The 23,119-nt window shown below is 63.4% G+C and carries 24 protein-coding genes; 4 read left to right on the top strand and 20 right to left on the bottom strand.

Annotated elements, in window-relative coordinates:
• Positions 1-46 precede the first annotated feature (46 nt).
• The 3 genes from DVR09_RS03385 to DVR09_RS03375 are packed head-to-tail and all read left to right on the top strand — an operon-like array spanning position 47 to position 3,007.
• The gene (locus tag DVR09_RS03385; protein WP_234041594.1) at positions 47-451 is read left to right on the top strand and encodes a hypothetical protein; all 405 of its coding nucleotides are present in this window, start codon (positions 47-49) and stop codon (positions 449-451) included.
• A gap of 5 nt (positions 452-456) precedes the next feature.
• Positions 457-1,395, top strand: coding sequence for a sterol desaturase family protein (locus DVR09_RS03380; protein ID WP_115415681.1), 939 nt, complete (start codon positions 457-459; stop codon positions 1,393-1,395).
• A gap of 25 nt (positions 1,396-1,420) precedes the next feature.
• A complete protein-coding gene (locus tag DVR09_RS03375) occupies positions 1,421-3,007 on the top strand; it encodes a GMC family oxidoreductase (protein ID WP_115415680.1) in 1,587 nt (528 codons plus the stop codon).
• A gap of 148 nt (positions 3,008-3,155) precedes the next feature.
• Here DVR09_RS03375 and DVR09_RS03370 read toward each other — a convergent pair whose 3' ends face one another.
• The 18 genes from DVR09_RS03370 to glpX form a co-directional block, all read right to left on the bottom strand.
• Positions 3,156-4,475, bottom strand: a complete 1,320-nt coding sequence (locus tag DVR09_RS03370; RefSeq protein WP_115417762.1) for an ammonium transporter — start codon at positions 4,473-4,475, stop codon at positions 3,156-3,158.
• Positions 4,476-4,495: 20 nt separating this feature from the next.
• The gene (locus tag DVR09_RS03365; protein WP_115415679.1) at positions 4,496-4,834 is read right to left on the bottom strand and encodes a P-II family nitrogen regulator; all 339 of its coding nucleotides are present in this window, start codon (positions 4,832-4,834) and stop codon (positions 4,496-4,498) included.
• A gap of 142 nt (positions 4,835-4,976) precedes the next feature.
• Positions 4,977-5,678, bottom strand: coding sequence for an endonuclease/exonuclease/phosphatase family protein (locus DVR09_RS03360; RefSeq protein ID WP_115415678.1), 702 nt, complete (start codon positions 5,676-5,678; stop codon positions 4,977-4,979).
• 6 nt (positions 5,679-5,684) lie between these two features.
• A complete protein-coding gene (locus tag DVR09_RS03355) occupies positions 5,685-6,242 on the bottom strand; it encodes a pyridoxamine 5'-phosphate oxidase family protein (RefSeq protein ID WP_115415677.1) in 558 nt (185 codons plus the stop codon).
• Positions 6,242-7,114, bottom strand: coding sequence for an alpha/beta fold hydrolase (locus tag DVR09_RS03350; protein ID WP_115415676.1), 873 nt, complete (start codon positions 7,112-7,114; stop codon positions 6,242-6,244). The genes DVR09_RS03355 and DVR09_RS03350 overlap by 1 nt, the downstream gene beginning before the upstream one ends.
• 37 nt (positions 7,115-7,151) lie before the next feature.
• Positions 7,152-8,672: a peptide chain release factor 3 gene (locus DVR09_RS03345; protein WP_115415675.1), complete on the bottom strand. Its 1,521-nt coding sequence runs from the start codon at positions 8,670-8,672 to the stop codon at positions 7,152-7,154.
• Between the two features lie 105 nt (positions 8,673-8,777).
• On the bottom strand, positions 8,778-9,551 hold the full coding sequence (locus DVR09_RS03340) for an SDR family NAD(P)-dependent oxidoreductase (protein ID WP_115415674.1): 774 nt from the start codon (positions 9,549-9,551) through the stop codon (positions 8,778-8,780).
• Complete coding sequence (gene pheT / locus DVR09_RS03335) at positions 9,548-11,938, bottom strand: phenylalanine--tRNA ligase subunit beta (protein WP_115415673.1); 2,391 nt, start codon at positions 11,936-11,938, stop codon at positions 9,548-9,550. Before pheT ends, DVR09_RS03340 begins: the two co-directional genes overlap by 4 nt.
• Positions 11,935-13,035, bottom strand: a complete 1,101-nt coding sequence (gene pheS / locus DVR09_RS03330; RefSeq protein WP_115415672.1) for a phenylalanine--tRNA ligase subunit alpha — start codon at positions 13,033-13,035, stop codon at positions 11,935-11,937. The genes pheT and pheS overlap by 4 nt, the downstream gene beginning before the upstream one ends.
• 263 nt (positions 13,036-13,298) lie before the next feature.
• Positions 13,299-14,219 carry a helix-turn-helix domain-containing protein gene (locus DVR09_RS03325; protein ID WP_115415671.1) on the bottom strand — a complete coding sequence of 307 codons (921 nt, stop codon included), beginning with the start codon at positions 14,217-14,219 and terminating at the stop codon, positions 13,299-13,301.
• Positions 14,220-14,324: 105 nt separating this feature from the next.
• Positions 14,325-15,194 (bottom strand): helix-turn-helix domain-containing protein, encoded by an 870-nt coding sequence (locus tag DVR09_RS03320; protein ID WP_234041536.1) that lies wholly within the window; start codon positions 15,192-15,194, stop codon positions 14,325-14,327.
• A gap of 118 nt (positions 15,195-15,312) precedes the next feature.
• A complete protein-coding gene (gene rplT / locus DVR09_RS03315) occupies positions 15,313-15,672 on the bottom strand; it encodes a 50S ribosomal protein L20 (protein ID WP_115415670.1) in 360 nt (119 codons plus the stop codon).
• 23 nt (positions 15,673-15,695) lie between these two features.
• Complete coding sequence (gene rpmI / locus DVR09_RS03310) at positions 15,696-15,899, bottom strand: 50S ribosomal protein L35 (protein ID WP_067693021.1); 204 nt, start codon at positions 15,897-15,899, stop codon at positions 15,696-15,698.
• A 131-nt stretch (positions 15,900-16,030) separates the two neighbouring features.
• Positions 16,031-16,771, bottom strand: a complete 741-nt coding sequence (locus DVR09_RS03305; RefSeq protein WP_199798587.1) for an SDR family oxidoreductase — start codon at positions 16,769-16,771, stop codon at positions 16,031-16,033.
• Positions 16,772-16,787: 16 nt separating this feature from the next.
• Positions 16,788-17,219, bottom strand: a complete 432-nt coding sequence (locus DVR09_RS03300) for a hypothetical protein (protein WP_115415669.1) — start codon at positions 17,217-17,219, stop codon at positions 16,788-16,790.
• A 43-nt stretch (positions 17,220-17,262) separates the two neighbouring features.
• Entirely contained in the window at positions 17,263-18,036 is a 774-nt protein-coding gene (hisN, locus tag DVR09_RS03295) for a histidinol-phosphatase (RefSeq protein ID WP_115415668.1), read from the bottom strand.
• 1 nt (position 18,037) lies between these two features.
• Positions 18,038-18,973, bottom strand: a complete 936-nt coding sequence (locus DVR09_RS03290; protein WP_115415667.1) for a ribose-phosphate pyrophosphokinase — start codon at positions 18,971-18,973, stop codon at positions 18,038-18,040.
• Between the two features lie 136 nt (positions 18,974-19,109).
• Positions 19,110-20,084 (bottom strand): class II fructose-bisphosphatase, encoded by a 975-nt coding sequence (gene glpX, locus DVR09_RS03285; RefSeq protein WP_115415666.1) that lies wholly within the window; start codon positions 20,082-20,084, stop codon positions 19,110-19,112.
• 108 nt (positions 20,085-20,192) lie between these two features.
• Here glpX and DVR09_RS03280 point away from each other — a divergent pair, with 108 nt between their 5' ends.
• Positions 20,193-20,771: a hypothetical protein gene (locus DVR09_RS03280; RefSeq protein WP_115415665.1), complete on the top strand. Its 579-nt coding sequence runs from the start codon at positions 20,193-20,195 to the stop codon at positions 20,769-20,771.
• Here DVR09_RS03280 and DVR09_RS03275 read toward each other — a convergent pair.
• Both DVR09_RS03275 and DVR09_RS03270 read right to left on the bottom strand, forming a co-directional pair.
• Positions 20,725-22,032 carry a homoserine dehydrogenase gene (locus DVR09_RS03275; protein WP_115415664.1) on the bottom strand — a complete coding sequence of 436 codons (1,308 nt, stop codon included), beginning with the start codon at positions 22,030-22,032 and terminating at the stop codon, positions 20,725-20,727. The two genes, DVR09_RS03280 and DVR09_RS03275, sit on opposite strands and share 47 nt — an antisense overlap.
• A gap of 70 nt (positions 22,033-22,102) precedes the next feature.
• Complete coding sequence (locus DVR09_RS03270) at positions 22,103-22,945, bottom strand: hypothetical protein (protein ID WP_115415663.1); 843 nt, start codon at positions 22,943-22,945, stop codon at positions 22,103-22,105.
• Positions 22,946-23,119: the final 174 nt, after the last annotated feature.

The raw sequence follows: 23,119 nt of genomic DNA, 5'->3' as shown, positions 1-23,119 counted from the left end.
CGGCCTGCTTGCCGTAAAGTGCACATCATGCCAATCCATTCGCGTGATGGAGATCGCCCCCGCCCTGCTGCAATTCGCCGGCTCGCTGCTCGCCATTCTTGCGCTGGCAGCCTTCGCATATTGGCTCAAGCTCGGCCCTGCCCCGCGCCTCGCGGATGAAGAGGCGGTACGCATCGCGGCCGACGAGGCGGTCAGCGGCTACGAGCCGGTCGCGATCGGCCTGGATCGCTCGGGCAAAGGCGCACTGATGCGCGACGCAGCCGGGCGCGTGCTCCTGCTGCGGCAGCACGGAAGTCACTTTGCAGGGCGTATTCTCACTTCCGCGACCCGGGTTCGTAGCGAAGGGTCCACACTCCTCATCGATACTGCGGAAAAGCGTTATGGCACAGCGCGCCTCGTACTCGACGATCCGGCGGCTTGGGTTCGGACGATAGAAGCGATAAGGCAATAACCGTCATGCCCGATTTTTCGCCCACCGAACTGGCCGTACCCGGCTTTGTCGCCCTGGTTCTGATCGAAATGATCTGGGCCTGGCGCAGACGACCCGAAGCCTATGAACCCAGGGATACGCTTGCCAGCCTGGCCTTCGGCCTCGGCAGCACGGTTTCGGGCCTGGTGTTCGGCGGCGCCTTCTTCGCTCTGTTTCTGTGGGTTTGGGAATTCCGCCTGTTCGATATTCCCTGGACCTGGTGGGCCTTTGCGCTGTGCTTCGTGCTCGACGATCTCAAATATTACTGGGTCCACCGCTTCGGCCACCGCGTGCGCTGGTTCTGGGCGAGCCATGTGAACCACCATTCGAGCCAGCACTATAATCTCAGCACGGCTCTGAGGCAGACTTGGACGGGCTATCTGACGCTGGGATTCGCCTTTGCCCTGCCGCTGGTTCTGCTCGGCTTTCATCCCGCGATGATCGCCATTTGCGCCGGATTCAACCTCATCTACCAGTTCTGGATTCATACAGAGGCGATCGACAAGATGCCGCGCTGGTTCGAAGCAGTGATGAACACGCCGAGCCATCACCGGGTCCATCATGCGACCAATCCGCGCTATCTCGATCGCAACTATGCCGGTGTGTTCATCGTCTGGGACAAGATGTTCGGCACGTTCGAGCCCGAGGTGGAGGACGAGACGATCCGCTACGGCATCGTCAAGCAGCTCGGCAGCTTCAACCTGCTGTGGGCCGTGTTCCACGAATGGATCGGCATAGCCCAGGACATGTGGCGCGCGCCGTGGAAGCACAAGCTATCCTACCTGCTGCGCGAACCCGGCTGGACGCATGATGGCAGCCGCGAGACATCCGACCAGATTCGCGAACGCTGGCTCGAACGCCAGGGAGCCGAAGAAAAATCCGTTTCATACGAAAACCGGATTGCAGGCGAGGCGGAGGCTGCCTAACCTCTCCGACGAGAGAGGAGATATCATGGACGAATTCGATGTCATCGTGATCGGTGGCGGGAGCGCAGGCAGTGCCGTCGCCGGACGGTTGGCCGAGAGCGGCAAAAGCGTATGCCTGCTGGAGGCCGGCCCCCGTAACAACACGGTCTTGGTCAAAACGCCGGGATTCATGCCCTTCCTGCGCGATTCCTCGAACTATCGCTTCGAGACGGTCCCGCAAAAAGGGCTCAATGGCCGGATCGGCTATCAGCCGCGCGGTCGCGGGCTGGGGGGATCGTCGGCGATCAATGCGATGATCTACATTCGCGGCCACAAATGGGATTACGACAACTGGGCCAAGCTTGGCTGCACCGGGTGGGGCTATGACGATGTGCTGCCCTATTTCAAACGAGCCGAGCACAATGTGCGCGGAAGCGACGCGTATCACGGCGACGATGGCCCCTTATGGGTCAGCGACCAGAACTGGCCCAACCCCGGCAGCCTCGCCTTCGTGGAAGCGGCAGCCCAACTGCAATTGCCGCGCAATAATGATTTCAACGGCGCCAAGCAGGAAGGCTTCGGCCTTTACCAGGTGACGCAGAAAGACGGCGAACGCTGGTCGGCAGCGCGGGCCTATATCGAACCGAAGCGGGCCCTGCGCAATCTCGACGTGCGCATCGGCGTGAGCGTGCAGCGGCTCGAGATCGAGGACGGACGGGTCACGGGAGTGACCTATAGCGTTGGCGAGAAGCGGCGCACGGTGAAGGCGCGCGGCGCGGTGGTTCTTTCGGCGGGGGCTTTCAATTCGCCGCAGATCCTGATGTTGTCTGGTATCGGCCCGGCCGCGCATCTTCGCGAATACGGGATCGACGTCGTGGTAGACAAGCAGGCCGTGGGCAACGACTTGCAGGACCATATCGACTATGTTTCGAGCTGGCAGACCGCCAATAAGGACCTGATCGGGGACAGTCTTACCGGCACTGTACGCATGGCGAAGGCGATTATCGAACATCGTCGCAAACGCACAGGGATCATGACGACGCCCTATGCCGAGGCCGGGGGATTCTGGGCGGTCATGCCCGATGCGCCGGCGCCCGATGTCCAGTGGCATTTCGTGCCTGCCATGCTCGAGGATCACGGCCGTACGAAAGTGAAGGGCCATGGCTTTTCGCTCCATGCCTGCGTGCTCCGCCCCGAAAGCCGGGGTACCGTCCGCCTCAACGGGCCGGATGCGCGCATGGCGCCGCGGATCGATCCCAACTTTCTCGACGACGAGCGCGATATCGCGACTTTGCGCGCGGGCGTGCGCCTGTCGCATCGCATCGCCAGTTCGCCCAGCCTGGCGAAATACGATCCGCAAGACCGCTATCCGATCGATCTCGACGACGATGCCCAGCTCGACGAGCTGATCCGCAATCGGGCTGATACGGTGTACCACCCGGTCGGCACGTGCCGCATGGGCGCGGACGAGGATGCGGTGGTCGATCCGACGCTCAAGGCGCGGGGAATCGATGGGCTCTACATCGCCGATGCCAGCGTGATGCCGCGTCTGGTTTCCGGCAACACCAACGCACCCAGCATTATGATCGGCGAACACTGCGCGGATTTCGTAACCGCAGCGCTGGCTGGCTAGTCCACCGCACGCACGCGCGCCTGGAAGAATCGACAAAAAAGGGGCCGGAGACGAATCTCCGGCCCGGCAAAGTCGGTGTTCGCAGGAGGAACATGGTTGGGCGGGGGCACCGGAGAAAAGAGGAGAGAACGGCGCCCCGCCGAACTGGTTAATTGTAAGCACGCTCTCCGTGTTCGGAGATGTCGAGCCCGTCGACTTCGGCTTCCTCGGTGACTCTCAGGCCGATCAGCGCCTTGACGATCATACCCACCACCAGTGTGCCGATGCCGGCCCAGACGATGGTCACGAGGACACTGAAGATCTGCACCCAGAGCTGCGCGCCGAGCGCAACCGAGCCGTCGCCGGGTCCGGCGAGGAAGGGCTGGTAGACGACTGCCGTACCGACTGCGCCGACAATGCCGCCGATGCCGTGGATGCCGAAGGCGTCGAGGCTGTCGTCATAGCCGAGCTTCGCCTTCACCTTGGCGACGAAGAAATAGCACACGGCGGCGCTGACGATACCGAGCAGGATCGCACCGAACGGCCCGCTATTGCCCGCTGCCGGAGTGACCGCCACGAGGCCCGCGATAACCCCCGAGCAGAAGCCCAGCGCGCTGCCCTTGTGGCCCGCTGCGCGTTCGATGACCATCCAGGTGAGCGCGCCGGCTGCCGTGGCGACGAAGGTGTTGATCATGGCGAGTCCGGCCGAAGCATCCGCTTCGAGCGCGCTGCCCGCGTTGAAGCCGAACCAGCCGACCCACAACAGGCCCGTGCCGACCATGGTCAACGTCATGCTATGCGGGGGCATGGGTTCTGCCGGATAGCCGCGACGCTTGCCGAGGAGATAGGCGAGCACGAGGCCCGAGACACCGGCATTGATATGCACCACCGTGCCCCCGGCAAAGTCGAGCGCGCCGTCTTCAAACAGCAGGCCGCCGCCCGCCCAGACCATATGGGCGATCGGGAAATACACGATGGTCAGCCACAGCGGGACGAACAGCATCACGGCGTTGAACTTCATGCGTTCCGCCGTCGCGCCGAGGATCAGCGCGGCGGTGATCGCGGCGAAGGTCATCTGGAAACTGATGAAGACGAATTCGCTGATGACTTCGTCGGTGAAGGTCGCCGCCGTGCTCGCGGCATCGGTCTGCGACAGGAACAGATTGCCCCAGCTGAAGAAGGCGTTCCCTTCCGGCCCGAAGGCAGTCGAATAGCCCCACATCACCCATACCAGCATCGCCAACGAGGCGGTCGCGCCGATCTGGGTCATGGTGGAGAGCATGTTCTTGGAACGAGTCAGGCCGCCATAGAACAGGGCGAGGCCCGGCAGGATCATGAGCATGACCAGAACGGTGGCGGTCATCATCCAGGCGTTGTTGCCGGGGTTGGGCACGGCGACGGCGGCTTCGGCCGCCTCCTGCGCGAATGCCGCGGCGGGCGTGAGCAGCGCGAGCCCGAGGGCGGCGGTGCGAGAAAGAGTTCGAAACATCATGGGTCCCATCCTGTCCGTCAGAGCGCGGTGTCGCCGGTTTCGCCGGTGCGAATGCGGGTGGCGCTGGCGAGGTCGAATACGAAGATCTTGCCGTCGCCGATGGCTTCGGTGCTGGCGGTCTGCTGGATCGTCTCGACCACTTGCGGGGCGAGGTCGTCGCTCGCGGCAATCTCGAGCTTCACCTTGGGCAGCATGTTGGTCGAGTATTCGGCGCCGCGATAGATTTCGGTCTGGCCCTTCTGGCGGCCGAATCCCTTGACTTCGGTAACGGTCATCCCGGCCACTCCGATGTCGCCGAGCGCTTCGCGCACCTCGTCGAGCTTGAATGGCTTGATGACAGCGATGATGAATTTCACGCCTTCACCCCCTGTGTGGTCCGCCGGTCCGTCACCGGCGTTCGCACATGCAGCAAAGTGCGTGCCAAACCGCTTTTCGGCACGATTCGACCTCAGAGGCGCGCCGCCTACACCAACTATTGCCTAATGATTGGGCTGCTGCCTATTTTTTAATCAAGTCCAGCGTGGCAATTACGGGCAGGTGGTCCGATGCTACCGCCGACAGACCGGTGTGATGGACCTGCGCCTCGACGCAGTCCCAGTGGCTGCTGGCCACGATCCGGTCGAGCGTGGCAACAGGCTGGCGGCTGGGATAGCTTCGGCCGGGCGTGACAACATGCCAGCCTTCGGCAAATTCGCGCATGGCCCCGGTGCGCCTTCCCCACTGATTGAAATCGCCCATGATGACGGTCGGCAGATCGCGTTCGCAGCCATTGCAGAATTCGAGCAGCGACCGGATCTGGTCGCGGCGGCGCAGACCCGACAGGTCGAGATGCGTACCGATGACACGCAGCCGGTGCCCCTCGACCATTAGCTCGCCGCAGGCCGCGCCGCGCGGTTCGAGCGTCGGCAGATCGAGCGCTTCACCGTCCAAGACATCCATGTCGCGCCGCACCAGCAGCGCATTGCCGTGCCAGCCAATGCTGCGCGGGCGTTTGGCCACTTCGACGACGCGCCAATGGGTATCGTCGATCTCGGCGCGCGGAAGCACGCTGGCGCGCTGCCCGATCCGGCGATCCGCCTCTTGCAACGCGATGATATCGGCATCGATCTCGTGAAGCACGCTGAGAATGCGCTCGGGATCGCGCTTGCGGTCCAGCCCGACTGCCTTGTGGATGTTGTAACTGGCGAAAGTCAGGCGCACGCGCGGTCAATCGCCAGCAAAGTAGCGGTCGGTCGGCCTGGTAGGGATACCGTCGATACTGCGATCACGTGACCGCCGCTTGGCCACGAATTCCTCCGGATCGCGCCCTGCGTAGTATTTGACCAGCGTATCCCGCTCCCGCTCAAATTCCATGAACGGCACACCCCAGCCACAACTGGTCTGCACGCTGTCCACTGCGATATCGAAAATCTGCCTTGTGCCCGGCAGCAGTTTGAAATGCGCCGCGAGTTCTTCCCAACCGTGGTCCTGCGGCAAGACCGGTTTGCCCGTCCCGTACAGCCGCAAGATAAGAGCCGGCTGTTCGAAATTGCAAACCATGATCGTGATGCGCCCGTCCACTGTGAGATGGGCATGCGTTTCGTTCCCCGACCCGGCCAGATCGAGATAGGCCACACGGTTGGGCCCGAGTACGCGAAACGCGTCATAACCCTTCGGGCTCAGATTGATCCGTCCGTCACTCGCCGCGGTGGCGACGAAGAAGACCGGCTGCTTTGCCAGCATGGCGACATGGTCATCGGCTAGCCGGTCGAAGAATTCCGCCATCAGAGGAAATCCCGTATCGTCTTCATGAACCGGTCGAACTGGTCGTGATGCAGCCAGTGACCCGCATTCTCGAATTCGATCACCTCGGCATTGGAGAAGTGGTCGAGTCGGCCGTCGCCTTGTGGATTCGAGGCCCAACTGTCCGCGCCATAAAGCAACAGCGTGGGTGCGGTGATCGCAGCCCAGGTCTGGTGCAGGAACTGGTCGGCGATATCCTCCACCGCCCAGACATTGAGATGGGGATCGAATTTCCAGCTATACGTGCCGTCCTCGTTGCGATTCACCCCATGAATGGTGAGGTGCCGCGCCTGCTCTTCGGTGAGATAGCTGTTTTCCTCGATCATCCGCGCGAAGGCGGATTCGATGCTCTCATACTTGCGGGGTATCCGACCCGAGGCGGCGCGCTTCTTGCCGATCCACTCATTGAGCCGCTCGGGATAATTCTTCGCCCGCATTTCGGCCTGCCGTTTGGGACTGGGGCCGAGGCCTTCGATGGCGACGATCTTGGTGACCATCTCGGGGAAGGTCCCGGCGTAACGCAGCGAGACATTGCCGCCCATCGAATGGCTGACAATGGTCACCGGCCCCACGCCGAGCTGGTGGACCAGCTGGGCAAGATCGTAGACCATGTCATTGGCGGAATAATTGCCGTCGCTGACCCAGTCCGAATCGCCGTGGCCGCGATGATCCATCGCCACCACATGCCAATCGTCGCGCAATTGTTCGGCGACCCAGTCCCAACTGCGGGCATGGTCGCGCCCCCCATGGACGAGCACCAGCGGCGGCTTCCCGCGATTGCCCCAGTCGAGATAGTGCAGCCTCAGCCGCTGCGAAATGAAAGTCTGCGAAGTCGGTCCGGCGTGAAGCGTCATGGCGCTGCAATGCCGCCTTGGTGCGCCTGCCGCAAGCCTACCGCTCCTTCGTCGCCGAGAAGGTGAGGTCCGGGTTCTTTTCCTGCTGGTAGTTCACGTCCCACGGGCTCTTGGCCATGAATACCAGATCGCCGTCGCGATCCTTGGCGAGGTTGGACAGGTTGAATTTCTCGAACTCGTTCATTGCCTTCTCGTCCCCCTTGATCCATCGCGCGGTGGCGAAGGGCGAGGCTTCGAGCCTGGCCTCGACCTTGTATTCGGCGGACAGGCGGCTGATCAGCACGTCGAGCTGGAGCTGGCCGACCACGCCGATAATCCACTGGCCGCCGATCTCGGGATAGAAGACCTGGATCACGCCCTCTTCGGAAAGGTCGTCGAGCGCCTTTCGAAGCTGTTTGGTCTTGGTCGGATCGACCAGCGCGACGCGGCGCAGGATTTCGGGCGCGAAATTGGGCAGGCCGGTGAAGCGGATCGCGTTCTTTTCGCTCAGCGTATCGCCCACGCGCAGCGTGCCATGGTTCGGAATGCCGATGATGTCGCCCGGCTCGGCAGTGTCCGCGACTTCGCGGTCCTGCGCGAAGAACAGGATCGGAGAATGGATCGCGACCGGCTTGCCGAGGCCCGAGGGCGTCAGCTTCATGCCACGTTTGAAGGTGCCCGAAACCTGCCGCATGAAGGCGATGCGGTCGCGGTGGTTGGGGTCCATATTGGCCTGCACCTTGAAGATGAAACCGGTGACCTCGTTATGGTCGGGCGCGATCTGTTCGTCGCCTGCGGGCTGAGGGCGCGGCGGCGGGGCGTATTTCGCGATCGCCTCGATCAGCTCGGTAACGCCGAAATTCTTCAGCGCCGATCCGAAGTAGACGGGGGTCAGGTCGCCATTCCGGTACGCTTCGAGGTCGAATTCGGGATAGCCGATCTGCGCCAGCTCGATCTCCTCCGCGAAACGCTCGGGGATGGCCGGGTCGCAGTCGCGCGTGCCGGTAAATTCCTTTGAGGGGCCTTCGGGCCGCGCGACGCAGCCGGTGGCGAAATCCAGCACGCCCTCAAACTCGCCGCCCATGCCCACCGGATAGGCCTGCGGGCTGACGTCGAGCGCGAGCATGTCGGCGATCTCGTCGAGCAGTTCGAACACCGGGCGCCCTTCCCGATCGACCTTATTGACGAAGGTGATGATCGGCACGCTACGCAGCCGGCAGACCTCGAACAGCTTGCGCGTCTGCGGCTCGATACCCTTGGCCGCGTCGATCACCATAATGGCGGAATCGACCGCGGTCAGCGTGCGATAGGTGTCTTCGGAAAAGTCTTCGTGCCCCGGCGTGTCGAGCAGGTTGAAGGTGATGCCCTCGCGCTCGAAGGTCATGACGCTGGATGTCACCGAGATGCCGCGCTGCTGCTCGATCTTCATCCAGTCCGAACGCGCTCGCCGCGCCTGCCCGCGCGCCTTGACCTCGCCCGCCAAGTGGATCGCGCCGCCGGTCAACAGCAGCTTCTCGGTCAGCGTGGTCTTACCCGCGTCGGGGTGCGAGATGATCGCGAATGTGCGGCGGTCTGACATGGTCTCTTTTCCTACCCTCCCGTTCACATCGAGCGAAGTCGAGATGCGTCCAGGCCATCCGGGTCTCGACTTCGCTCGACACGAACGGAGGCGGGCGTTGATGGGTTAGTGGTGTTCGCGCGCGACGCGGAAGCCGGCGAAATCCTGGTTTACCGGCATAAGTTCGAGCCGGTTGATATTGAGATGCGGGGGCAGTTCGGCGATCCAGCGGATCGTATCGGCAATGTCCTGCCCGGTCATCGGGTCGGCACCGCGATAGAGATCGTCGGACGCCTCCTGGCTGCCGGTGCGCACCAGCGTGAATTCGGTCTCGACCATGCCAGGCTCGATGCTCGTCACGCGCACGCCCGTGCCATGCAGATCGGCGCGCAAAGCGAGCGTGAAGTGGTTCACGAAGGCCTTGGAGCCCGCATAGACGTTACCGCCGGGGTAAATGTAGCTCCCCGCGACCGAACCGATGGCGATGATCGCGCCTTTGCGCTCGATCAGCGTGGGCAGCAGCTTGCGCGTCAGCACCACCATGGCCGTCACATTGGTGTCGATCATGGTCTGCCAGTCGTCGAGGCTGGCTTCGTGCGCGGGCGAGAGACCCTGCGCGAGGCCGGCATTGTTCACCAGCAGATCGATGCCCGCGAACGCTTCGGGCAGAGCGGCGAGGGCGGCATCCATCGCGTCGGTATCACGCACGTCGAAGCAGGCCGCATGGACCTTGTCCGCGCCAAGCTCCTCCACCAGTGCGTCGAGCCGTTCCTTGCGCCGCCCGGTCACCACGCAGCGCCAGCCGCTCGCCACCAGCGTGCGCACGGTGGCTTCGCCGATGCCTGCGGTGGCTCCGGTGACAAAGGCAGTCCTTTCGGCTGGGCTCAGGACAGGTTTCATCCGCGCAACTCCGCACCCTGCCTGGCGGCGCTCGCGACCACCTTGTCCGAGATCGCCTTGATCTCGGCATCGGTGAAGCTCTTTTCACCCGGCTGGAGCCTGACTTCGACCGCAACCGACTTCTGGCCTTCGGGCACGCCCTGTCCTTCGAACACGTCGAACACGCGCGCCTCGACGATCGCCTTCTTATCTGCGCCACGCACCGCCTTCACGAGGTCGCCCGCCGCGAGATCGGCGGGGACGAGGAAGGCGAAATCGCGCGTGACAGACTGAAGCGCGGGCGGCGCGTAGTGGGCGCGCGCGAAGCCAGCCCCCTTTTTCGCCGGGATTGAATCGAGGAATATCTCGACCGCCATCACCGGACCAGCGACGTCGAAGGCCTTGAGCGTCTTGGGATGCAGCGCGCCGAAGCGGGCCAGCACGTTCTTGGGGCCGAGGCGCAGCGTGGCCGACTGGCCTGGGTGGAACTGGTCGCCCGCCTCGCCCATCACCATGAGGTTTGCTACCGGCGCACCGGCGGCTTCGAGCAATGCGACGGCCTCGGCCTTGGCGTCATACGCATCGAAGCCCTGCGCCTTGCCATTGGCCCAGCCGCGCGAAGCCTTGTTACCCGCGAGCACCACGCCGAGCGTCGGTTTCTCGTCGCTGGCACCATCCTTACCGCGGAAATAGCGGCGTCCGATCTCGAACAGGCGGCTGCCATCCGCGCTGCGATCGGCGTTGCGCTTTGCCGCCGAAAGCAAACCAGGAATGAGCGAGGGGCGCATCGCCTTCATGTCTTCGCTGATCGGGTTGTCGAGCACCCATAGCTGCGCACCATCGGCGAAATACTCCGCTTCGGATGTGGGCAGGAAGGACCAGGTCACCGCCTCGTTGAGACCGCGCGCTGCCGCCGCACGGCGGAGCTTGCGCTCCTGCTTCTGCAGCGGGCTGGCGGTCGGACGAGCCACGCCTTCGACTCGCGGCAGCGCCACGCTCTCCACATGGTCGAGCCCGTGGATGCGCACCACTTCCTCGACGAGGTCGGCAGGGCCTTCGATGTCGTGGCGGCGCAGGGGGCAGGTAACCTGCCAGTCCTCGCCGACCTGGAAATCGAGCGCTTCGAGGATCGCGCGCTGCTCGTCCTGCGCCACATCGATCCCGCCGAGGTGCGAGGTGAGGTGCGGGTCGAAGGCGATGACCTTCGGCTCGGCCGGGACCTCGCCCGCCCGCGCGACCTCAGTGGGCGTGCCGCCGCAGGTCTTGAGGATCAGCGAAGTCAGGATCGCGAGTCCATCGTCGAGGAAGTCCGGATCCACACCACGCTCGAAGCGTGTGCGTGCGTCCGAGGCGAGGCCAAGCTCGCGGCCGGTCACGCCGATCCGCTCGGGGTCGAAATAGGCGATTTCGAGCAACACGTCGGTCGTCGCCTCGGTCGCGCCCGAATGCTCGCCGCCCATGATGCCGGCGATGTCGTGCACACCGTTGTCGTCGGCGATCACGGTCATGGTCTCGTCGAGCGTGTAGGTCTTCTCGTTGAGCGCCTCGACTGTCTCGCCGTTCCTTGCGCGCCGCGCCACAACGGGACCCGACAGCTTGGCGAGGTCATAGACATGCGCCGGACGCCCGAAGGCGAGCATGAGGTAGTTGGTCGCATCGACCAGCGCCGAAATCGGCCGCTGACCCGCCGCGATCAGGCGGCGCTGCATCCATTCGGGCGAAGGCTTGGTATTGTCGACGCCGCGGATGACGCGGCCGTAGAAAGCTGGGCAGCCTTCCGCATCGTCGGTGCGGATTTCGACGGGGCACGGATCGCGCGCCTCTATTTCGGAAACCTCGACCGGCTTGAATGTACCGAGGCCCGCCGCCGCGAGGTCGCGCGCGATGCCCTGAACGCCCATGCAATCGGGGCGGTTGGGCGTGATCGCTACATCGAACACCGGTGAGGCATCGTGATATTCGGCGAAGGTCTGGCCGATCCGGGCATCCTCGGGCAGCTCGATGATGCCATCGTGCTCCTCGCCCAGTTCGAGCTCGCGCACCGAGCACATCATGCCGTTCGATTCGACACCGCGGATCGCGCTCTTGCGCAGCTCCATGCCATTGGCCGGGACGACCGCGCCGGGCAGGCCCAGCACACCCTTCATCCCCGCACGCGCATTGGGCGCGCCGCAGACAACCTGCAGCGGATCGCCCTCGCCCGTATCGACGGTCAGCACCTGCAGCTTGTCGGCATCGGGATGCTTGTCGGCGGTCAGCACCTTGGCAACGCGGAAACCGGCCAGCCTGTCCGCCGGATCCTCGATGCCTTCGACCTCGTGGCCGATCCGGTTGAGCGCGGCAGCGATGTCCGCCACGCTCGCATCGGTGTCGAGGAAGTATTTCAGCCATTCGAGCGAGAACTTCATGCGCTTGCTCCCACACCGGCGGAAAGGGTCGGCTGGTCGAAAGGCGAGAAGCCGTAATGGTCGAGCCAGCGCTGGTCGCCGTCGAAGAAGGCGCGCAGATCATCCATCCCGTATTTGAGCATGGCGAGGCGATCGACGCCCACGCCGAAGGCGAAGCCCTGCCATTCGTCGGGATCGAGCCCGGCGAACTCGATCACGCGGGCATTGACCATGCCGCTGCCGAGCAATTCCATCCAGCCGTGGCCCGGCGCATCGCCGTCACCGCCGAGAACCCGGCGACCCTGCACGTCCTGCCAGCCGACATCGACCTCGACCGAAGGTTCGGTGAAGGGGAAGTAGGAGGGGCGCAGGCGCAGCACGATATCGTCCCGCTCGAAGAAGGCCTTGAGGAAGGTCTCCAGCGTCCATTTGAGGTGGCCGAGGTGGATGTCCTTGTCGATGACGAGGCCTTCGACCTGGTGGAACATGGGCGTGTGCGTCGCATCGCTGTCGCTGCGATAGACGCGGCCCGGCGCGATGATGCGGATCGGTGCGCCCTGCTTGACCATCGAACGAATTTGCACTGGCGAGGTATGCGTGCGCAGCAACATGCGCCGCCCTTCGGCATCCAGATCGGGGAAATAGAAGGTGTCGTGCATCGCGCGCGCCGGATGCGTTTCGGCCATGTTGAGCGCGGTGAAATTGTGCCAGTCGTCCTCGATTTCGGGACCGGTCGCGATCGAGAAACCGAGGTCGGCGAAGATTTCCGCCAACTCGTCCATCACTTGGCTGACCGGGTGGACCGATCCTTTCGGCGCTTCGGGCGCGGGGAGGGTCAGGTCGAGGCTTTCGGTTGCAAGCCGCGCTTCGAGTTCGGCGTCCTCGAGCACTGCCTTTCGTGCGGCGATGGCGTCGGTGGTTTCGGTCCGCAACCCGTTCAGCAGCGGCCCCTGTACCTGCCGCTCTTCCGGAGTCATCTTGCCGAGCGTTTTCATCAGCCCGGAGATCGAGCCCTGCTTGCCGAGGAATTCGATCCGCAGCGCTTCGAGGGCGGCGACATCGGGCGCATTTTCGATCCGCGTCAGCGCATCGGTCTTGAGGTGTTCGAGGTCGGTCATTCTGTCTGGCTTGATATGTCGGGAAGGTATGCCCGCGCCCTCTAGCCGCTTAGGCGCCGCATCCCAAGCCCCGATTGGCCGGGCCGCTCGCTCGAGATGGAGGCAAATGGACCAACGAATTGCGCCCGGTCACAGCGACGGAAGTTTCGAGGACCGATCCCCTATCTTGTCGGATCTCGCGCGGGGACCGGGCGAAACTTCGCAAGGCGCGCTGGCGGCGCAGGAAGATGCGCGGCAGGAACCCGGATCGCGGCACGTGTCGCTCATTCACCGCCAAGTGGCCGGGAAGACTTGTGTAGAACCTGCATCGCTTCGCCCGCAATGGCCGCACGAGCATGGGCGGCGGCCATCAGAACCGGATGCGGCAAGCTGGCATATTCGCTGGGCGACATCATCATGAACCGCCTGAAATCGCGAACGAAATGGGCCTGGTCGTGATAGTGAGTGTCGAGCGTGTCGATCCATTTGAGCGAAGGGTCGAGCATGAACTTGGCGAGGCTGCGGACGAATCGCTGGCGGCGCAGCAACAGTTGCGGGCCAAAACCGAACACCCTGCTGCAAAACCGCTCCATCGTGCGCGTGCTCATGCCGAGTGTCTGAGCGAGTTCCGTCACGCTATGGAACCGCGGATCGGTAATCGCCTCTTCGATCCGCAGCAATCTCGCCTCACGCGCGCCCTCACCCACAGCAGGATCGGCCAGCAGCGCATCCAGCTCGCCGACCATGGCGTCGCGCTCGGCGACGAGATCGCCATCTCCATCGAGGACGCAGGCGCACAGTTTGCGCAGACGCTCGAGAGCAGGATCGGTTTCTACATCGGCGTAGCGATCGGCATAGGCGTTTGCCGGAGCACCTATCAGCCGAACCCAGCCGAGCGGCAGAAAGCCAATACCCCAAGACCTTCCTTTGCGGGCGCGGAAATGCGTGGTCACGCTGGTAGGCCCCGCCATGACCGCCCGGGGTACGCGTTCGAGAGGTCCGCCTCCCATTCCCGCCTCGATCGTGCGATCCGGAATCAGCCGCAGATTGGCCCATTCGGGATGCAACCAATCCTCCACCGCATCGTCTTCCCCACCGCCCGAGATTTCGAGATGATAAAGCGTCGTAACGAAGGGGCGAAGATGCCCCGGCGGGAGGAAAAATCGCAAGGCAATCGCTGGAGATGCGCCCCCGATCGTCATCATCGCATCACCCCGAGGGCGAGGCGCGCAGCGCCCTGATTGGCCGACTTTGGGAACAGATCGTTCATCCTGTCATCATTGCAGATCTGAAGTGTGTCATGATCCTGCTCATGGTGAAACCAGGGTTTGCGCCGGTGACCCCCAAACCCGTTTGCGATCCGCCATGAATGCAGCCATCACAGGGTGTGGTTTAGCCGCATATTCGCTGGGTGAGCAGCGCATGAAAGCGTGGAATTCATGCACGAAATGCGACTGGTCATGATAGTGACCATCGATCACGGCCGACCAACTCGTCCGCGGTTCAAGCATGAAGGCCGCAAGGCTGCGCATCAGCCGCTGCCGCCTCAGCAGCAGGCGCGGGGAAAATCCGAAATGACGGGCACAAAGGCGTTCAAGCGTTCGCTTGGACATGCCGCTACGCTGGGCGAATTCATCGACATGGAGCAGGCGCGGATCGATCATGACCTCGTGCACCTTCTGGATCCGCGCACTGTCGCGCGGAGGGTTGGCAAGCTTGCGGAAGAAATCCGTAAGGAATGCAAATTGCTCCTCGTCCGAGTGCTCGCGCGAGCACATTGCCTCGCACAGCGGTGCGAGGCGCGAGAAATGCGGACTCGCTTCGCCATCGACAATCGTATTGGTGTGATCGGCGGCGTGCGCACCCACGAAGCGCGCCCAACCGTGCGGGAGCAGGCCCACGCCCCACATGCGCGTTCTGCCGAGCAGAAAATGTGTTGGGCAGGAAGTCGGGCCGGTTGCCAGAAATCGGGCGCCGGACACGCTGGGTCCTTCAGGAAATTCGGCCTTCGGTGGATTTTCGGCGAAGAAGCGCAGATTGCACCATTCGGGCTGAAGCCAGTCTTCGAGCACCTCGCCTTCGGGCAGGCTCACTTCAAGCCGGTAAACCATCGTGAAGCATCGCGCCAGATCATCCGGCGGTGCGAAAAACCGCACATCAATACAGTTCTGATCGATCAATCGTCCCCTCCCAACATGTAGGGGAATATACCTAGTTGTGGAGCGGCGACAAGCGCTTACGAAACAAAAAGGGCGCTCCTCGCGGAGCGCCCTTTGGAATTAGCGGCAGATTGCGCGCTTAGGCGGGCAGTGCCTTCTTCGCCTGCTCGACGATTGCCTTGAAGGCAGCCGCTTCGTTCATGGCAAGATCGGCCATCACCTTGCGGTCGAGTTCGATCCCGGCGAGTTTGGTGCCGTGCATGAACTGCGAATAGGTCAGACCTTCCGCGCGAACCGCAGCATTGATGCGCTGGATCCACAGCGCGCGGAAGTTGCGCTTCTTAACCTTGCGGTCGCGATAGGCGTACTGGCCCGCCTTTTCGACCGCCTGGCGGGCGATGCGGATCGTGTTCTTGCGACGGCCGCGATAGCCTTTCGCCTGATCCAATAGACGCTTGTGCTTCTGGCGCGTGGTGACGCCGCGTTTGATGCGAGGCATTTCGTATTCTCCTTAGTTCGCGCTCAGTCGAGGCCGTAGGGCGCCCACTTCTTCACCGTTTTGCTGTCGGCTTCCGACAGGACGGTGGTGCCGCGGTTCTGGCGAATATACTTCGCATTGTGGCTGATCAGGCGGTGGCGCTTGCCGGCGACACCATGCTTGACCTTACCGGTTGCGGTGATCTTGAAGCGTTTCTTCACACCGCTTTTGGTCTTCAGCTTGGGCATTTTCATCTCCTACTCGGATATCGGGTCAGAGACACGTACAACCAGCCCTGGCAGCCCTTACGGCCAGACCGGCAGATGAATCACGTGTCGGTGAAGGGCGCGCATCTAGCGGTTCCGCGCGCAAAAGCAAGTCAGAAGTGGGCCAGATAGCCCCCATCGACCGCCAGCGTGTGGCCGGTGATGTAACTTGCCTCGGGTGAGGCGAGGAAGGCAACCGCGCCGGCGATTTCGTTCGGCGCTCCCCAGCGACCGAGCGAGGTGCGGCGTGCGAGATGCTGCGCGATGTCGGGATCGGCGACCATCTGCGCATTCGCTTCGGTCGCGAAATAGCCCGGCGCGACGGCATTCACGGTAATGCCGGCAGGTCCGAGTTCGGCGGCAAGCGCGCGGGTGAGCGCCGCCAGCCCGCCCTTGCTCGCGGTATAGAGCACGTCGCCGCGCGCAATATCGGCGGCGATGGAGGTGATGTTGACGATCCGCCCATATTTGCGTGTTCGCATCAGCGGCACGGCACGCCGCGCAAGATCGAACGGGGCAACCAGATTCGTGGCGAGCATCGCCGCCATGTCCTCGCGCCGGAGCTGATCGAGCGGGCGCCGGTCGCGCTGCCCGACATTGTTGACGAGAATGTCGAGCCCGTCCTCTGCCAGCAGAGCGAAGGCCTCTTCGGTTGCGGCAGCGTCGGCAATGTCGAAGGGCAGCGGCCGCGCGCCATCGCCGATCCGCTTTGCCGCCTCTTCCAGCGAAGTTCGGTCGCGGCCGTTGAGCCAGACGGTCGCGCCGTCTTCGATCAGTCGCTGAGCAATTTCGAAGCCGAGCCCGCGCGCCGCTCCGGTAACCAGCGCGATCCGCCCCTCAAGCGTGTCGGTCACACAAGGCACCGGCGCATCAGACAGGCATGGCAGAGACGCTGCACATCTGCTCGAGTCCGTGCTTCATTGCCGCTTTGACGACGAGCAGTGCCAGCGGATTGGGCCACCCCAGTTGAGTGACAAGCAATCCGGCGAGTAGAGTGAGGACCTTCTCGAGATCCCCGCTCTTCGCAAGTTGATCGTATGTGCCGCATACGAGATTTTTCGCCTCGTTCCACAGCTTGTGAAAGATCGCCTTTCCCTTTGCCACCACGTCGCTCCACAGGCCCGCAGCGTGCATCTCCCCCATCATCTCCGCCTTCGTAGCGAAGCCACCATTAGCGACACCGGCAATCCCAAATTGCGCGGCAGCGGATGCATCGTGAAGCGCGATGTTCGCCATGAGCTCGTCTTCGCTAAACGACAATAGCTTCGCACGATCCGATGCGCTGATCTCGATCTCGCTCATACCTCGTCTCCTCCCAGCGGCGATCTTTTCATCCGCCTTTACCTCACCCCATCGCTTCGAGCACGTCCTCCAGTCGCGCGGAATCCCCCAAAGCGATCACGCGGCCGTCGCTGTTCGCATCCAGGGGATTGCCCTGCCAGTCGCTCATCACGCCACCCGCACCCTCGACTACAGGAACCAGAGCCGCGAAATCGTGGAGCTTGAGGCCTGCCTCGACGACTACATCGACATGGCCCGATGCGACCAGCGCGTAATTGTAGCAATCCCCGCCATAGATGATCTTGCGTTCGGCCACCGATTTGACGACGCCCATGAAGGCATCGACATCATCGCCTGCAAACTGGTGCGGGGTGGTGGTGGCCAGCACTGCGTCGGACAGCTCTTTGCAGGCTGCGGCCCGCACCGGCTTGCCATTAAACGTCGTGCCGTCTCCAATGCGGCCCACCCACCGCTCTTTGGCGATGGGCTGATCGATTACGCCCAGCACCGGCCAGCCATCCTGCATCAGCGCGATCAGCGTGCCGAAAATCGGTCGACCGGCGATGAAGCTGGTGGTCCCGTCGATGGGATCGAGCACCCATTGGCGGCCTGCGCCTTCGTTCCGGGTTCCGTATTCCTCGCCGATAATCCCGTCATCCGCCCGTTCGGATTCGAGAAGCGCGCGCATCGCCGCCTCGGCGGCACGGTCGGCCTCGGTGACGAAACTGCGATCGGCCTTCTGTTCCTGCGACCATTCGCCACGGAACAGCGGTCGGATCGCTTCGCCCGCCGCCTCGGCCAGGCGGTTAGCCAAGGCAAGATCGGCTGCGGTCGTCATTTCAGTCGAACAGTGAACTGACCGAACTTTCATCGGCGATCCGCCGTACCGCCTCGCCGATCAGCGGAGCGATGGTGAGGATGCGGATGCGGGCGGAATCTTTGGCCGCGTCGGTCGGGCGAATCGAATCGGTAATGACCAGTTCCTTGAGCGCTGACCCGTCGACGCGCGCCACCGCGCCACCCGAAAGCACGCCATGGGTGATATAGGCGGCTACCGATGCCGCGCCCTGGTCGAGCAGCGCCTGCGCGGCATTGCACAGCGTCCCGCCCGAATCGACGATATCGTCGATCATGATGCAATGACGGCCCGAAACATCGCCGATGATGTTCATCACCTCGCTTTCGCCCGGGCGGTCGCGACGTTTGTCGACGATGGCCAGCGGGGCGTTGTCGAGCCGTTTGGCGAGTGCACGGGCGCGAACCACGCCGCCGACATCGGGCGAAACCACCATCAGGTCCTGATCGCCATAACGCGCCTGAATATCCGCCGCCATGACCGGCGCGGCGAAGAGGTTGTCGGTCGGGATGTCGAAGAAGCCCTGGATCTGCCCTGCATGCAAATCCACCGCAAGAACCCGGTCAGCCCCGGCCTCGGTAATGAGGTTCGCCACCAGCTTGGCCGAGATCGGCGTGCGCGGGCCGGGTTTGCGATCCTGACGGGCATAGCCGAAATAAGGCACCACTGCCGTGATCCGCCGCGCCGATGCGCGTTTGAGCGCATCGATGCAGATCAGCAGTTCCATCAGATTGTCGTTCGCCGGATAGCTGGTCGACTGGACCACGAAGACATCTTCGCCGCGCACGTTCTCGTGAATTTCGACGAAAATTTCCTCGTCGGCGAAGCGGCGTACCTGCGCGTCGACGAGGGGCATTTCGAGATAGCCTGCAATCGCGCGAGCAAGCGGCAGGTTCGAATTGGCGGCCATGATCTTCATGCGGCGAATCCTTGGGAGCTAGCAGTGCGCCCCGCCTAGCCGAGCGTCATGGGATTGCAACACGGCGGTGAGGGTTTTGAAGAGTCTTTAGCCCATGTGTGCTGCCGACACCCGCGACCAGCACACGTCACGAAAATTACTTCGTGTGATGTTCGCCCTTGATCCAACGCACGGTGCCGCTCGATGCACGCATCACCACGCTTTCCGTCGTCATGCGGCCACCGCGCAGATATTTTACACCTTCGAGGAGGGAGCCTGACGTCACCCCGGTAGCGGCGAAGATGCAGTCGCCCTTCACCAGATCGTCACGGGTATAGATACGATCGAGATCGTCTATGCCCCATTTGGCGGCACGCGCCTTCTCGTCGTCGTTGCGGAACACAAGACGACCGTTGAACTGCCCGCCAACGCAGCGCAGTGCCGCAGCAGCGAGGACACCTTCGGGGGCGCCGCCCTGGCCCATATACATGTCGATCGTCGTATCTTCGTCGGTCACGGCGATCACGCCCGCCACATCCCCATCGCCGATCAGGACCACGCCGCACCCAAGGCCGCGCAATTCGGCAATCAGCTCGGCATGACGTGGGCGGTCGAGAACGCAAACGATGATGTCGGAAGGCTCCACGCCCTTCGCTTCGGCAACCGCCTTGACGTTTTCGGTCGGCGTTTTTGCCAGATCGATAATGCCTTCGGGATATCCCGGGCCGACCGCCAGCTTGTCCATGTAGACATCGGGAGCGTTGAGCAGGCAGCCTTCTTCCGCCGCCGCAAGAACCGCCAGCGCATTGGGGCCGGCCTTGGCGGTGATGGTGGTGCCCTCCAGCGGGTCGAGAGCGATATCGATCTTGGGGCCGCGGCCCGGCGCGCCGCCGACCTTTTCGCCGATGAACAGCATCGGGGCCTCGTCGCGTTCGCCCTCGCCGATCACCACCGTGCCGTCCATGTAAAGCGTGTCGAAGGCCTTGCGCATGGCTTCGACCGCAGCGGCATCGGCGGCCTTTTCGTCGCCGCGGCCGATGAGCTTGGACGCGGCGACCGCCGCGGCTTCGGTCACACGGACCATTTCCAGCACCAGAACGCGGTCGAGCGGGTTTTCGGCAGGCGAGTTCATAATCGGTTCAGTCCCTCACGTGAGTTTGGCGCGACAGATTGCCGACGCGAGAATTCGTTTGCGGGGCGCGGATAGACAGGGAGCCTTGCATTGTCGAGACGCTGGTGGGTGGCAATTACTATAATCGGCGCGGTCGCATTGCCAGGCGCCGGAGCCGCGCAGCAAGGCCCCGAGCCGCCCGAACGGATCGATATTCTGATCCCGCAGGGCGATTTCGAAGGCCCGCTGGAGGATTGCAGCGCGGAACAGGAAGCCGCGACCATATCGGGAGAAATCATCGTCTGCCGCAAGCGCCGCGACAAGGCCGAATACGGATTCGACGCCGAGCGTGCCCGGCAGCGCTTTGCCGAGGAAACGATGAACAAGGGCGATATCAGGGCGCCCGACGTGGCCGGTGCGGGGATTTTCAGAGGGCCCGCAACTGTCAGCGGCGTATGCGGGATCGGCCTGAACCCCTGTCCGCCTCCGCCCGCCTATATCGTCGATTTCTCGGCTCTTCCGGAAGCACCACCGGGATCGGATGCGGATCGCATGGCCCGCGGCCTTGCACCGCTCGGCAATGCCGCCCCCGCCCAGCAGCAACGCAAAGAGATCGACCTCGGCTTGCCGCCCGCACCGACAACGGACCAAGACGGCGACATCAGTCCTTCAGAATCGGCATCACCAGAGGTGGAGCCGTCAGGCTAGGCGAACCGTCGAGCAGGTCGAGCGCCTTGGCCACGCAGCGCTCGGGTCCCTCATGCGTGACCATGGCCACCAGAACTTCCCCACCCTCGTGGTCGCGGCCCCGCTGGATCAGGCTCTCGATCGAAACCTCGGCATCACGCATGGCGGCAGTGATTTCGGCGAGCACCCCAGGTCGGTCGTTCACGGTGAAACGGATGTAGTCGCGGCCTATGCGATTGCCCGGGTCGGCAGGAGCGAGTTGTTCGAGCTGTTCCACCGGGACCGAGAACGGAGCGCCGCTATCGCCGCGCGCAATATCGATGAGATCGGCAACCACGGCGCTCGCGGTAGGCCCGGCTCCGGCGCCGGCGCCCTGGAACAACAGGCGTCCGACGAAATTGCCCTCGGCGACAACGGCATTGGTCGGCCCGGCGACCGCTGCCAGGGGATGGCCGCGCCCAACCAGACAGGGGCGAACCCGCTGGAGAAGCGTAGGCCGCTTCTCGCTTCGGTCGAGCGAGGCGATACCGACCAGCCGGATGACATAGCCGAGCGATTCTGCCTGGGTGATGTCGGCCGCGCGGACTTCGCCGATACCCGTAGCCGCGACATGATCGAAATCCACGCGCGCGCCAAAACCGATCCCAGCGAGAATCGCCAGCTTGTGCGCGGCATCGACTCCTTCGATATCGAAAGTGGGATCCGCCTCGGCATACCCCTTTTCCTGCGCCGCGCGCAGCATGTCGCCGAAATCGGCGCCGGTGCGCTCCATCTCGGACAGGATGTAATTGCAGGTGCCGTTCAAAATACCGTAGATGCGCTCGATCCGATTGGCCGCGGCGCCTTCGCGCAAGCCCTTCACCACCGGAATTCCGCCAGCAACCGCCGCTTCGAACTTGAGCGGCACACCGCGCAGGGCGGCCTGTTCCGCCAATGCTAGCCCATGATGCGCGATCATCGCCTTGTTCGCGGTGACGAACCCTTTGCCGGCATCGAGTGCGGCCCGTGCCAGAGTGAGGGCGGGACCATCCGATCCACCGACCAGTTCGAGCACGACATCGACATCGCCGCGCTCGGCCATGGCCTGCATGTCGTCGACCCAGATATAAGGGGACAGGTCGATACCGCGATCGCGTGAACGGTCCCGTGCATTGATCGCAACGATCTGGAGTTCACGACCGGCACGGCGTTCGATGGTCGACCGGTTGGTTTCGAGCAATTCAATCACACCGATTCCGACGGTGCCGAGCCCGGCAAGGGCAATGCGGAGAGGTTCAGCCATGGCGCTCGCCTAGCGCAGCCACTGGCGTGGGGGGAACCAGTTTGTCTTGTGGAAGGTGAAGCGCCGCCTGTCAGTCGCGGGTGCGGGGGCAAGCCCCCAACGCCTCGCGAACCAGCGCATAATCCGCGCTGGCAAGAGCACGCGAACGCGGGTCGCGCGACAGGTTGGCGCTGCCGGGCAACGTATCGGGCAACGAACAGGCAAGCCTATACCATTCGAGCGTATCACGCTGCGGAGCGCGTGCCGACTGATCGACGATCTCTGTCCACGAGACACCCCAGCGCGGAGCCTGCCCCGGACGCCGCACGATGGTGACCGAGACCGGTCCGTCGTTTTCGGTGTCGAGGAAAAGCTGGGTTTCGGATTCGCCAGCAAGGGTACCCTCGACCGCGAGGGCATCGCGGATGCCGGTCACCCGCGGAGGTGCATCGGGCGAGAGGAGCGCGGACAGAACCGGCCGCAGCCGCGCCTCGAAAGCCTCGCTATAGGAAAACTGGGCTCGCGGATCGACCAGCTGGATCTGGTCGGGTCGGTCCGGGACAGGGCGCGCGAACAGGATCACCTCCTGCTTCTTCAGCTTGGGCGCCCTACCCCGTTCGTCCAGCGGCACGTCGACCAGATAGTGCAGCGATTCCCCTACCGGCACATTTCCGGCGATCAACGCCGAAGTCCGCGCCTCGACGTAGAGCCGGACGAATCCCTGTTCCAGGCCGGGCGACCGCTCGGGCTCCACCGTAGCTTGACGGCGAATCTGCGCACGCAAGACGAGCGGAGCGCCATCGGCGAGGTCGACGATATCGGCATAGGATAGATTCTCGGCTCCCGCGCGATCCTGCGCCGTACCCGGCACCGATACCGAGATCAGGACGGCGCAGGCGAGCAGAGTTTTCGCTGAATATCGTGTGATTTGCATGATGATGGCTACTTCTGCTTGCGTATGTGGGAGGCGATTCGGTCAACCCATGACCGCTCCCTAAGGTTCCTCCGCACGCGGCACTGAATCCCCGGTTAACCGATAAAGGATTTGCGGTGAAAGGGCATCGTAGCTAAAGGGTCGGGCCGGACCCGAGTGGATGATACATTGTTG

This window comes from Erythrobacter aureus (genome assembly GCF_003355455.1).
Lineage (GTDB): Bacteria > Pseudomonadota > Alphaproteobacteria > Sphingomonadales > Sphingomonadaceae > Qipengyuania > Qipengyuania aurea.
Note: the sequence above shows the minus strand (reverse complement) of the source record. Positions and strands in the feature narration are given on the sequence as shown.